At 69.2% G+C, this 12,106-nt stretch carries 11 protein-coding genes; 7 read left to right on the top strand and 4 right to left on the bottom strand.

Annotation, left to right across the window (positions count from 1 at the left end; genetic code table 11):
• Positions 1-152: 152 nt before the first annotated feature.
• Both pepE and ACGFYV_RS20750 read right to left on the bottom strand, forming a co-directional pair.
• Positions 153-881 carry a dipeptidase PepE gene (gene pepE, locus ACGFYV_RS20755; protein ID WP_393879868.1) on the bottom strand — a complete coding sequence of 243 codons (729 nt, stop codon included), beginning with the start codon at positions 879-881 and terminating at the stop codon, positions 153-155.
• A 30-nt stretch (positions 882-911) separates the two neighbouring features.
• On the bottom strand, positions 912-1,733 hold the full coding sequence (locus ACGFYV_RS20750; protein ID WP_393879867.1) for an IclR family transcriptional regulator: 822 nt from the start codon (positions 1,731-1,733) through the stop codon (positions 912-914).
• 342 nt (positions 1,734-2,075) lie between these two features.
• Between ACGFYV_RS20750 and ACGFYV_RS20745 the strand changes: the two genes are divergently transcribed.
• From ACGFYV_RS20745 to ACGFYV_RS20725, 5 genes are all read left to right on the top strand, one after another.
• Positions 2,076-3,029 (top strand): DUF1177 domain-containing protein, encoded by a 954-nt coding sequence (locus ACGFYV_RS20745; RefSeq protein WP_393879866.1) that lies wholly within the window; start codon positions 2,076-2,078, stop codon positions 3,027-3,029.
• Positions 3,030-3,031: 2 nt separating this feature from the next.
• Positions 3,032-4,483 (top strand): cytosine permease, encoded by a 1,452-nt coding sequence (locus tag ACGFYV_RS20740; protein WP_393879865.1) that lies wholly within the window; start codon positions 3,032-3,034, stop codon positions 4,481-4,483.
• Positions 4,480-5,805 carry a M20/M25/M40 family metallo-hydrolase gene (locus tag ACGFYV_RS20735; protein WP_393879864.1) on the top strand — a complete coding sequence of 442 codons (1,326 nt, stop codon included), beginning with the start codon at positions 4,480-4,482 and terminating at the stop codon, positions 5,803-5,805. Before ACGFYV_RS20740 ends, ACGFYV_RS20735 begins: the two co-directional genes overlap by 4 nt.
• 320 nt (positions 5,806-6,125) lie before the next feature.
• Positions 6,126-6,959, top strand: coding sequence for a PIG-L family deacetylase (locus tag ACGFYV_RS20730; RefSeq protein WP_393879863.1), 834 nt, complete (start codon positions 6,126-6,128; stop codon positions 6,957-6,959).
• A gap of 294 nt (positions 6,960-7,253) precedes the next feature.
• Positions 7,254-8,456 carry an IS110 family transposase gene (locus ACGFYV_RS20725; RefSeq protein ID WP_393879862.1) on the top strand — a complete coding sequence of 401 codons (1,203 nt, stop codon included), beginning with the start codon at positions 7,254-7,256 and terminating at the stop codon, positions 8,454-8,456.
• 133 nt (positions 8,457-8,589) lie between these two features.
• Here the strand turns inward: ACGFYV_RS20725 and ACGFYV_RS20720 are convergent, their stop codons facing one another.
• Positions 8,590-8,859 carry a GNAT family N-acetyltransferase gene (locus tag ACGFYV_RS20720; RefSeq protein WP_393880004.1) on the bottom strand — a complete coding sequence of 90 codons (270 nt, stop codon included), beginning with the start codon at positions 8,857-8,859 and terminating at the stop codon, positions 8,590-8,592.
• Complete coding sequence (locus ACGFYV_RS20715; protein WP_393879861.1) at positions 8,745-9,659, bottom strand: ISL3 family transposase; 915 nt, start codon at positions 9,657-9,659, stop codon at positions 8,745-8,747. Before ACGFYV_RS20715 ends, ACGFYV_RS20720 begins: the two co-directional genes overlap by 115 nt.
• 306 nt (positions 9,660-9,965) lie before the next feature.
• On the opposite strand from ACGFYV_RS20715, the gene ACGFYV_RS20710 reads away from it, so the two are divergent.
• Together ACGFYV_RS20710 and ACGFYV_RS20705 are read left to right on the top strand one after the other, a co-directional pair.
• A protein-coding gene (locus tag ACGFYV_RS20710; protein WP_393880003.1) for an IS3 family transposase occupies positions 9,966-11,158 on the top strand; the annotation gives its coding sequence in 2 pieces (ribosomal slippage) (positions 9,966-10,230 and positions 10,230-11,158; 1,194 coding nt in all).
• A gap of 269 nt (positions 11,159-11,427) precedes the next feature.
• A partial coding sequence (locus tag ACGFYV_RS20705; RefSeq protein ID WP_393879860.1) for an IS630 family transposase occupies positions 11,428-12,106 on the top strand: 679 nt, incomplete at its 3' end.

The raw sequence follows: 12,106 nt of genomic DNA, 5'->3' as shown, positions 1-12,106 counted from the left end.
CCGCCGGTCCCCAGCCAGGTACCGTCCGACGCGCACGAACAGCCCCACCGGGCGCCACCGCACGAAGTCCCGCCGAAGAACGGCTACCCGGCCTGAACCGCCACCGCGCCAGGCGCGGCGGCGGTCCTCCCGCGTCGCGGCTCGGGCGCCGCCTACCGCGCCGGTGCGTCGTACTCCGGTGTGACGGCGAGCAGTTCGGACACGTCCGAACCGACCGGCACCTCCCGCGGCGCGGCACCGCGGCGGAAGAGCCGCGCGTCGTTCTCGCCGCCGATCGTGGCGCGGGTTCCGGCCACGTGCAACCAGGAGCCTTCGCGCAGTCCGAGCACCGGCACGTCGTTCTCCTCCAGGAACTCCGTCAGGCGCTCCTCGCGCGTCTCACCCTTGTGCCTGGAGCGCGGATCGGGGTCGAGGTAGTGCGGGTTGATCTGGAACGGCACCAGTCCCAGCGCCTCGAAGGACGGGGGCTGGACGATCGGCATGTCGTTGGTGGTACGCAGCGTGGGAGCGGCCATGTTGGTCCCCGCACTGGCGCCCATGTACGGCAGTCCGTTCCCCACCGCCTTGATCAGAGCGTCCCGCAGGCCTGTCCGGTACAGGGCGCTCAGCAGCCGGAATGAGTTGCCGCCGCCGATGAACACGGCGTCCGCCTCGGCGAGCCGGCCGACCGGGTCACCGCCCTCGTGCACCCCGTGCACGTCGATACCGGCCCCGGTGAGCGCGTCGCGCACCTTGGCCGTGTAGGCGTCGTGGTCGGCGAGCGCGTACGGCACGAAGGCGAGCCGTGCCCGCGCCGGCAGGAACGCGGTGACGGTGTCGAGGGCGTGTTCCAGGTAACCACGGCCGTACTGGGTGGAGTTGGACAGGAGAAGCAGGTTCAAGGGGGTGTTCCTCACCATGGATTCGTTGCTTCAGGTCGTGCGCGAGCGCGGGCCGCGGCGGTGCTGGGGCGGGTGCGTCAGCCGCTGCTCCAGCAGGCGGGCCGCCTTGCGCAGCGCGTCGAGCCGGTCGTCGGGGCCGTCCGGGAAGCGCTCCCTGGCGGCCCCCAGGCTGAGGCTGCCGTACGGCTCGGCGCCGAGGAAGACCGGCACGGCGACGGTGCCGATGCCCGCGTCGTACTCGCCGACCGTCCACGCGTACCCCTGCGCCCGCACCTGACGGAACTCCCGTTCCAACTGGTCGGGATCGGTGACCGTGCGCTCGGTGAAACGGGCCATGGGACGGCCGCGGAAGAGCCGGTGGCGCTGCTCGTCGGGCAGGAACGCGTAGTACGACTTGCTGGTGGCGCCCGCGTGCGCGGGGTACAGCTCGCCGACCAGAGGGTAGTACCGCAGCGGCCCTTCCTCGCCCTCGACCGCCGCCACGCACCGCATGTGGACGTTGTCGGGCAGACAGAACAGGACCGTGTCCCCGGTCGCCGCGCGCAGTTCCTGCAGGACCGGTTCGGCGAGCATCTCCAGCGACCCGGAGCGCTCCCAGAGGCGGCCCAGCCGCAGGGCGGCGGGACCGATCCGGTAGCGGCGGGTCGCCGGGTCGGACACCAGGAAACCGCGCCCGGCCAGGGTGGACAGCAGCCGCTGTGCGACCGAGGTGTCCCAGCCGAACTCGGTGGCGACCTCCGTCACCCCCCAGTCGGGCCGGGTGCGCTCGAACGCCAGCAGCACCAGCAGGGCGCGGTCGACGGTCTGCAGCGCGCCGGCCGGGGTCTTCCGGTCGACAGGGATGTCAGGCACGGCAACTCCTCTCCTCTCCGAATCCTCACCGAACCGCGTCCGCCCGACGGTGCCCGCCGGATCGCGTCCGCCCGACGGCGTCCGCCCGATGACGTCCACGCGACGATGTCCGCCCGATGACGTCCGCCCGATGACGTCCACGCGACGATGTCCGCCCGATGACGTCCGCCCGATCACGTCCGTCCGATGACGTCCGCCCGCCCGTCCATCTCATCGCTCATCTCGTCACGCATCTCGCCATGCAGACCTGAATTGCAAATAACGGGAAACAGTTGCGAAGAAGGTTAACGGATCCTGAATCTTCTGTCAGCACCGCCCGGGTGCGGATCAGGAGAACTGCCCATGTTGAAGTACGTCCTGGACATCGTGGATCTGCTGGACGATCCCGATGCCGACGGCAAGCGAGTCGCCGCCTACCTCGACTCCGTGGCGGGCCCCGCCGGCTCCGGCGCCCAGGTCACCACCGTCACCGGTGAGCGGGGCTCCACGGACTTCGTCCTCGTGCGCGTGGAGGGCCGCACCGGCCGCAGCCGCGGCGGCGACTCACGCACCCTCGGCGTGGTCGGACGGCTCGGCGGCGTGGGTGCCCGCCCGCAGATCACCGGCCTGGTCTCCGACGCGGACGGCGCGATCGCCGCGATCGCCACCGCCGCCAAGCTGCTGGACATGCGCCGCCGCGGCGACGTGCTCGACGGCGACGTCGTCGTGGCCACGCACATCTGCCCGGACGCCCCGACCGCACCGCACGACCCGGTGCCGTTCATGGACTCGCCGGTGGACATCGCCACCATGAACCGGCACGAGGTCACGGACGAGATGGAGGCGGTGCTCTCCATCGACACCACCAAGGGCAACCGGATCATCAACCACAAGGGCCTGGCCCTGTCGCCCACCGTCAAGGAGGGCTGGGTGCTCAAGGTCAGCGAGCAGCTGGGGGAGCTGCTGGCCGTGGTCACCGGTGAGCCGTTGGTCACGTACCCGGTGACCACGCAGGACATCACCCCGTACGGTAACGGTGTACACCACATCAATTCGATCCTCCAGCCGGCCACGGCGACGACCGCCCCGGTCGTCGGCCTCGCGGTCACCTCGGCCGCGGCGGTCCCCGGCTGCCAGACGGGCGCGAGCCACGAGACCGACATCGCGGCCGCCGCCCGGTTCGCCGTCGAGACCGCGAAGGTCTACGGCGGCGGACGCCTGGACTTCCACGACGGCGTGGAGTTCGACCAGCTCGTGTCCCGTTACGGCTCACTGGCGCACCTGCAGACCCTCGGCCGCGCATCCAGGGAGTCGTGATCATGGCCGCTCACAAGAACACCGCCACCGCCTCGGACGCCACCGCCTCGGACGCCACCGCCTCGGGCGCCGCTGTCCCGGACGCCACCGGCCACAGAGCGCTGGGCAGCGACGACTACGCCCTCGCCCGCGTCCCGCGTGAGGAACGGCTCGGCTTCTGGACGATGCTGCTGCAGTGGCTCGCCCAGTCCGGATCGATCTCGCAGTTCACGCTCGGCGCCACGATCGGCGTCGGAATGTCCTTCGGCAACGCCTTCCTCGCCTTCACCCTCGGCGCCGTGATCCTGGAAGTCGTGATCTTCGCGATCGGCCTGGCCGGGATGCGCGAGGGCCTCGCCACACCCCTGCTGACCCGCTGGATCGGCTTCGGCCGCAACGGCTCCGCGCTGGTCAGCCTCGTCATCTCCATCAGCCTCGTCGGCTGGTTCGGAGTGCAGAACACGATCTTCGGCAACAGCGTCTCCGCCCTGGTCGGCGGCCCGTCCTGGCTGTGGTGCGTCGTCGCGGGCCTGGCCATCACCGTCCTGGTGGTCTTCGGCTTCCGGTACATGGCGATCTTCGCGAAGATCGTCACCCCGCTGTTCTTCGCGATGGTCGCCTGGTCCGTCACCGACGCCCTGAGCAAGCACTCGATCTCCGACCTCGTCCACACGCCGGCCCCCGGCGCGGCCATCCCGCTGTCGGTCGCCGCGACCGCCATCGCGGGCGGCTTCATGACCGGCGCGATCGTCGCGCCCGAGATGACCCGCTACAACAAGAAGGGCGCGCACGTCTTCGTGCAGAGCGCCTCGTCCATGATCCTGTCCGAGTACATCGTCGGCCTGACCGGTGTCCTCCTCGGCCACCTCGTGGGCAGCAACCAGGTCTCCCAGATCGTGCTCTCCACCTCCGGCGTCTTCGGCGTGCTGGTCGTCCTGATGTCCACAGCCAAGATCAACGACTGGAACCTCTACGGCTCCTCGCTCGGCGTCGTGAACTTCTTCCAGGTCGTCTTCCGCAAGCGCCTGCGCCGCGGCGCCGTCACCATCGTCCTCGGCCTCGCCGGCACCCTCCTGTCCGCGGTCGGCATCATGACCCACTTCACCGACTTCCTGTCGGTGCTGGGCGTGGCCATCCCGCCGGTCGGCGGCATCATCGTCGCCGAGTACTGGGTGGTGCGCCGCATGCGCGGACCGCTCGACGCCACCCGCGAGACCCAGACCCTGCCCGCCACCTCGCCGGTCTGGGTGCCGATGTCCCTGGTCATCTGGGCCGCGGCGTTCTGCGTCGGCAAGTTCTACGACGGCGGGATCCCCGCCCTCAACTCCCTGCTCACCGCCTTCGTCCTCTACTGCGTCCTCGGGCGCGCCGGCTGGGTCAGGACGTACGGCACCACCACCCTCGACGACGAGCCCGCCGACGGCACCGGGCAGTCCCCGACCATCACCGCCACGGCCCCCGCAGGAGCGTCATGACCACCGCCCCCTCACCCGTCGTCGCCTCCGAGGAGGCACAGCGCGAGGCGATCGAACTGTGCGCGGAGCTGATCCGCTTCGACACCTCCAACCCCACCAGCGACGAGCGGGCCTGCGCCGACCGCGTCGTCGAGATCCTGGCCGAGGCCGGAATCACCGCGGAACTGGTGGAGAGCGCGCCGGGCCGCGCCAACGTCATCGCCCGCATCCCCGGCAGCGACGCCCGCCGCGGGGCACTGCTCGTCCACGGCCATCTGGACGTCGTACCGGCCGACCCGGACGAGTGGCAGGTCCCGCCGTTCTCCGGCGAGATCCGCGACGGCTACCTGTGGGGCCGGGGCGCCATCGACATGAAGGACACGGTGGCGGTCATGCTCGCCACCGCCCGGCACTTCGCCCGCACCGGCACCCGGCCCTCGCGCGACATCGTCCTGGCCTTCCTCGCCGACGAGGAGGCGGGCGGCAGATACGGCGCGCACTGGCTGGTCGAGCACCGGCCCGAACTGTTCGCCGGCGTCACCGAGGCGATCGGCGAGGGCGGCGGGTTCAGCTACGCGCTCGACGACACCCGCCGGCTGTACCCGATCGAGAACGCCCAGCGCGGCATGGCCTGGATGGAACTGACGGCCACCGGCCGCGCGGGCCACGGCTCGTCCCCCAACGACGAGAACGCCGTCACCGACCTCGCCGAGTCGCTCACCCGCATCGGCCGCCACACCTTCCCGATCCGCCTGATCGAACCGGTGCGCGCGCTGCTCGCCGAGGCCGCACGGCTCCAGGGCGTCGACATCGACTTCGACGCCGAGGACCTCGATACGGAACTGGCCAAGCTCGGTCCCGTCGCCGACTTCATGCAGGTGGTGCTGCGCAACTCCGCCAACCCCACCATGTTCTCGGCCGGCTACCAGACGAACGTGATCCCGGGCCGGGCCACCGCCCGCGTCGACGGCCGCTTCCTGCCCGGCCACGAGCAGGAACTCGTCGACACCATCGACGCGTTGCTCCTGCCGTCGGTCACCCGGCAGTGGGTCAACCACGACATCGCCATGGAGACCTCCTTCGACGGCCCCCTCGTCGACGCCATGTGCTCGGCCGTACGCGCCGAGGACCCCGACGGCCATCCGGTGCCGTACTGCAACCCGGGCGGCACCGACGCGAAGGCGTTCACGAAGCTCGGCATCCGCTGCTTCGGGTTCAAGGGACTGAAACTGCCCCACGACCTCGACTACGGCCGCCTCTTCCACGGAGTCGACGAACGTGTCCCCCTCGAAGGCCTGCGCTTCGGCGTGCGGGTGATGACCCGCCTGTGGCAGAACTGCTGAACCACGCCGTGGGCTCGGCGGCCAACGTGTAGCCGAGCCCCGCGGACGCCCTCGCCGAGCCACGCGGCGTTGGTCGGCCACTCGCTCGGCGAGCGGGCGTGTCGAGGCGTTCCGCGGACGCGGGGAACAGCCCGTCCGGACCGCAGTGTTGTATGGACCGAGGAACCGGCACCGCACCCGCGGGGCGAACGGGGCGAACACGGAGACCACAAGGCCCTCCACCCCGGCAGGATCCACCCCGACAGGTTCCGGTCCGCCGGGATCGCGGTACGCCCGCCGCGCACTCGGACCACGACGCAATTCCGCAGGAGGACTGTTTCATGACCGACCGGCCCTTGACGCTCATGGCAGTGCACGCCCACCCCGACGACGAGGCCACCGGAACCGGAGGGGTCCTCGCGCGCTACGCGGCGGAGGGCATCCGCACGGTTCTCGTGACGTGTACCGACGGCGGTTGCGGTGACGGACCGGGGGGCGTCAAGCCGGGCGATCCCGGGCACGATCCGGAGGCCGTCGCCCTGATGCGCCGTCAGGAACTCAAGGCGAGCTGCGACGTCCTGAAGATCAGCGACCTGGAGATGCTGGACTACGCCGACTCCGGGATGATGGGCTGGCCGAGCAACGACGCCCCCGGATCCTTCTGGCAGACCCCCGTGGAGGAAGGCGCCGCCCGGCTCGCCGAACTCATGCGGCACTACCGGCCCGATGTGGTCGTCACCTACGACGAGAACGGCTTCTACGGCCACCCCGACCACATCCAGGCCCACCGCATCACGATGGCGGCGCTGGAGATGATCGAGCTGACACCGAAGGTGTACTGGACGACGGCACCCCGCTCGATGATGCGGCGGTTCGGCGAGACCATGCGCGAGTTCGGTGACGACATGCCGGAGCCGGATCCCGCCGAGGCCGCCGCGATCGCCGAGATCGGCCTCCCCGACGACGAGATCACCACGTGGGTCGACACCACCGCGTTCAGCGGTCAGAAGTTCGACGCCCTGGCCGCGCACGCCAGCCAGGGCGACAACATCTTCTTCCTCAAGATGGGCAAGGAGAGGTTCGGCGAACTGATGGGCATGGAGACCTTCGTACGGGTCCGGGACACCACCGGCGCGGCCGTACCCGAGAACGACCTCTTCGCCGGACTGCGCTGACCGCACCGCTGAGTCCGGCAGTCTCTCGCCCCCCGTTATCTTCTTCGCGGTCCTGCAAGAGGGCTGCTGGCCTCCGGGCCCGGTATGACTGTGTCCCCCTGTCCGAGATGACCTGGGGGGTGGTGTCGCCGGGCCCGAGGGGTGCCGTTGGAGACGCTGATGAGAGGTCCGACTACCGCCCCGCCGAGCGCAACGCCCGGCAGCTCGTGGGTGGCAGGTCTGCATAACGTGGATGCGCGAGTACGGCGCCAACGTCCCGGCCAGCACTGCACCAACCCCGTTCGGGAGGATGGGTTGTACGACATCAGCGACGTCGACGTGTTCTTCGCTCTGGACGTCGGCAAGACCTCTCACCACGGCCACGGGCTCACCCCGGCCGGCAAGAAGGTCTTCGACAAGCAACTGCCCAACAGCGAACCGAAGCTGAGGCAGGTCTTCGACAAGCTCCGTGAGAAGTTCGGCACCGTCCTGGTCGTCGTGGACCTGCCGGCCTCGATCGGCGCTCTGCCGCTGGCGGTGGCCCGCGACACCGCCTGCCGGGTCGCCTACCTGCCGGGCCTGTCGATGCGGCGGATCGCCGACCTCTACCCGGGTGAGGCGAAGACCGACGCAAAGGACGCCGCGGTCATCGCAGACGCCGCCCGCACCATGCCCCACACCCTGCGCTCGCTGGAACTCTCCGACGAGATCACCGCCGAACTCACCGTCCTCGTCGGCTTCGACCAGGACCTCGCCGCCGAGGCCACCCGCACCAGCAACCGCATACGCGGCCTGCTCACCCAGTTCCACCCCAGCCTGGAACGGGTCCTCGGCCCCCGGCTCGACCACCCGGCCGTCACCTGGCTGCTCGAACGCTACGGCTCCCCGGCCGCGTTGCGGAAAGCCGGACGCCGCAGGTTGGTGGAGGTCATCCGGCCCAAGGCTCCCCGCATGGCGACCCGTCTCATCGACGAGGTCTTCGACGCACTGGACGAGCAGACCGTCGTCGTCCCCGGCACCGGCACGCTGGACATCGTGGTGCCATCGCCGGCCCGCTCGCTCGGAGCCGTCCATGATCAACGCCGGGCCCTGGAAGCCCAGATCAACGAGTTGCTGGAGGCTCACCCTCTTTCGCCAGTCCTGACCTCGATTCCTGGGGTCGCGGTCAGGACCGCAGCAGTCCTGCTGGTCACCGTCGGCGACGGCACCAGCTTCCCCAGCGCCGCCCACCTTGCCTCCTACGCCGGACTCGCCCCGACCACGAAGTCGTCGGGGACCTCGATCCACGGCGAACACGCCCCCAGAGGCGGCAACCGCCAGCTCAAACGGGCCATGTTCCTCTCCGCGTTCGCCGCCCTCCACGATCCCGCCTCCCGCACCTACTACGACAAGTGCCGAGCCAGAGGGAAGACCCACACCCAGGCACTCCTCCGGCTCGCCCGACACCGCATCAGCGTGCTCTTCGCGATGCTCCGCGACGGCACCTTCTACGAACACCGAACCCCACGCCTCGCTTGACGAAAGACATAGAGGCACCCCCCCGCGTCGATCACCACGGTGTGATGATGCGACCCTGCCGGCAGTGATCGAGTCGCCGCGAGGTTCTGGGTGGCTCCGGGCGGCTCCGGGTGGCTCCGGGCGGCCAAGTCCCTCAAGCCGTCCGGCGGCTCGACCACTGCTCCTTGGTGATCTCGTACCGTACGCCCCCGTGCTCGGAGCCCTCGACCATCTCCATGTCGGAGGGAGTGGGGATGGTGTCCGCGAGCGTCATGTCGAGCTTCTCCATGATGTTGCGCGAACCATGGTTTACGGACATCGTCTCGGCCCAGACCATACGCACACCGAGTTCGGTGAACGCCTTGCCCAGCAAGGCCCGCGAGCCCTCGGTGCCATAACCCCTGCCCCAAGCCGGCTGCCGCAGCCGGTAGTGGCGGTGTCCTGGGGCTCGCGCAGCAGAGCACGGTATTGGACGACGGTCTTTTCGACGGCCTCGGCGAGGTTGGACCAGATGTGCCACCGATCTGCAACATGCACCGCGTCCGGGGCGCCGAGGGGTCCGGCCTCGGCGTATGCGGTGGAACGGTCCCTGCAGATCACCTCAACGCCGGGATGCTCGGCGATCCACCGGGCCACAGTCGCAGTGGTGCGGTCCGGCAGCAGGTCGACGGGTTGGTGTGTCTCGATGTCGAGCAGGATGGTGCCGTAGTTGTGCCCCTTGCGCAGCGCGAAGCCGTCGACCCCGAGCACCCGCGGTGTCGAGGTCTCGGGGTCCTGCAGGCGGCGGATCAGCCGTAACAGGGTCGAGCGGCTCACTTTGGCCGCCAGCGCGTGGGCCAGGCGGGAACCGGCCCGGCCGGCCAGCATCACCGCCACCCGTTCCAGCACTGTCTGCAGCCCGGCACTGCGTCTGCCGTGCCGGAACGTCAGCCCGTCGACCTGCTCGGCGAACGTCGCCTGCGAGCAGCCCTGTTGAGAGCAGCGGAACCGCCGGACCTGTAACTCGATCAGCGCCGGACGGCCGCCGACCGCGCTGTCGGCAAGCCGGCGTACGTACCGGCTGTGCACCCGGACCGACGCCGTTCCACACGCCGGACACGCAGCCCGCTCCGCAGCCGTTCGGGCCCGCACGACCACCAACTCGCCGTCGGATATGACTCTTTCGACCACAACACCTTCGACCTGGTGGAACCACAGGTCCTGGAGGAGGAGTACATCAGCCACGGCCGTTCATGATCGCGGTTGTGGTGACCCTCTGTGGCTCCAGCACTGAAAGTGATCCAGAACCTCGTTTCACCCGTTGCCGAGACCGCCCAAGCCAGAGTCCGCGCGGTGAACCAGCTCACGCACTGATGCGCGCCGGCCGAGCAACGCGGTGGGGTGCCGTGGCGGTGGAGCTTGGGCGCAGGCCAGGCTGCGGGGATGGTTTAGCCCGGCCCGCGCGGGCGCGGGGCGCACTGAGCTGTACTGAGATTTGTGGTGTCCCTGATGCCAGGGTTTCGGTCCTGGCGAAGGAGATCCACCAGTACCATGCCAGCACTCCGTAAGTACCCCGGTGAACTTCGTGAGCGAGCGGTCCGTGAGGTCCGTACCACCGGCCGCCCGATCGCGCAGGTCGCGAAGGACCTGGGCATCCATGAAGAGGCCCTGCGCGGCTGGGTCCGCCAGGCCGAGGTCGGCCATGGCGAGCGCGACGACCGGCTCACTACCGCCGAGCGCGACGAGCTGAAGCAACTTGGCAAGGAGAACGCCGAGTTGAAGCGGGCGGACGAGATCCTCAAAGCCGCCTCGGTGTTTTTTGCCCAGGAGATCGACCGTCCCCGGACGAGGCCGAGCAGGTGATCGACCACCTGTGTGACAACGGTCTTGGGGTCGATCCCGTCTGTTGGGTGCTGGACCTGTCGCCGTCGACGTATTTCGCCCGCGAGAAGCGGCCGAAGTCGGCCCGCCGGCTCCGCGGCGAACAGCTCATGCCGGTGATCGAGGAGATCCACGTGGAATCGGGCGGGACCTACGGCGCCCGTCGGATCACGCGCGCTCTGCGGCGCAAGGGTGTCGAGGTGGCCCGCTGCACTGTCGAGCGGCTGATGGCCGAACTCGGCCTGGAGGGCGTGATCCGTGGGCGGCGGCGCCGCACCACAATCCCGGAGCCGTCGGCGCCCCGTCCGCCGGACCTGGTGGACCGCAACTTCACCGCGGTATGGCCCGATCAGCTATGGGTGGCTGACATGACGTATGTCCGCACGTGGTCGGGCCGGGCATATGTGGCGTTCGTGCTGGACGTGTACTCACGGATGATCGTCGGCTGGCAGGTCGCCGACCGCATGCGTACGGAACTGCCCCTGGACGCCCTGGAGATGGCGCTGTGGCGCCGGAGAATCAAGAAGGACTCCGGCCTCATTCACCACAGCGGCAGGGGTTCGCGATACGTGTCGATTCGCTACACCGACCGGTTGGCCGGCACCGGCGCCTCCGCGTCGGTCGGTTCCGTCGCGGACTCGTATGACAATGCCATGGCCGAGGCGCTGAACGGCACTTTCAAGGCCGAGCTGATCGAGATGCAGGGCCCCTGGAAGGACCCTGCCCAGGTCGAGCGGGCGATCTTCCAGTGGGTCACGTGGTACAACGAAGAGCGTCTTCACTCCGCGCTCGACTATGTGCCACCCGCCGAGTACGGACGCAACTTCCGGCAGAGCCAGGAGCAGACCCCGCAGTCCGCCTGAAACAAGACCACCGGACTCTACGAAACTCGGGGCAGCTCAACCAGACCCGCACTGACGCGCGCCTCATCCCGCGACACCGCAACCACCAGGCGCCCCCATAGACGCACCACTACATCTGCAGGAAACCCAGATTATTCCTGCACAACTACAGGACTCCAGACCAACAACCCGAACAGCCAAACCGAACACACCAAACCCAACACCCATCACACCCGGACACGACTAGTGTTCTGAGTCGGGAATTCTGTTCAGATGTATAGGCTTGCTCTATGGCACGGACGGGGCGGCCGAAGGCCGAGTTGACACTGTCGGACGAGGAACGAGCCGCACTCGAGGAATGGGTGCGGCGTCGTTCCACGCCGCAGGCGTGGGCCTTGCGGTGTCGGATCATCCTGGCCTGCGCAACCGGCGCGTCGAACAAGGACGTTGCGGAGCAGCTGGGTTCGACACCTCATGCGGTGGGCCGCTGGCGGGCCCGGTTCGTGCAGTACCGGATTGCCGGTCTGGGGGACCTGCCACGTCCGGGCGGCCCAAGGACCGTGACGGACGAACAGGTCGCCGCGGTGGTCACCAAGACGCTGGAATCCACTCCGAAGAACGCAACGCACTGGTCGACGCGGTCGATGGCGAAGGAGATGGGCCTCTCGCAGTCGTCGGTGTCACGGATCTGGCGGGCGTTCGGCCTGCAGCCGCACCGGTCGGAGACCTTCAAGCTGTCGACCGATCCGTACTTCGTCGACAAGGTCCACGATGTCGTCGGCCTCTACCTGGACCCGCCCGAGCGGGCCCTGGTGTTCTGCGTCGACGAGAAGTCGCAGATCCAGGCGCTGGACCGGTCCCAGCCCGTGCTGCCGATGATGCCCGGAGTTCCCGAGCGGGCGACCCACGACTACGTCCGCGCCGGCACCACCACCCTGTTCGCCGCGCTCGAGGTCGCCACCGGCAAAG

The organism is Streptomyces sp. NPDC048297, assembly GCF_043201585.1.
Classification (GTDB): Bacteria; Actinomycetota; Actinomycetes; order Streptomycetales; family Streptomycetaceae; genus Streptomyces.
This window is presented reverse-complemented; position numbering and strand designations above follow the sequence as displayed.

Excerpts from the sequence above, each read along its gene's own strand:
- ACGFYV_RS20745 (WP_393879866.1), top strand. The coding sequence starts at position 2,076 with ATGTTGAAGTACGTCCTGGACATCGTGGATCTGCTGGACGATCCCGAT.
- ACGFYV_RS20740 (WP_393879865.1), top strand. The coding sequence starts at position 3,032 with ATGGCCGCTCACAAGAACACCGCCACCGCCTCGGACGCCACCGCCTCG.
- ACGFYV_RS20735 (WP_393879864.1), top strand. The coding sequence starts at position 4,480 with ATGACCACCGCCCCCTCACCCGTCGTCGCCTCCGAGGAGGCACAGCGC.
- ACGFYV_RS20730 (WP_393879863.1), top strand. The coding sequence starts at position 6,126 with ATGACCGACCGGCCCTTGACGCTCATGGCAGTGCACGCCCACCCCGAC.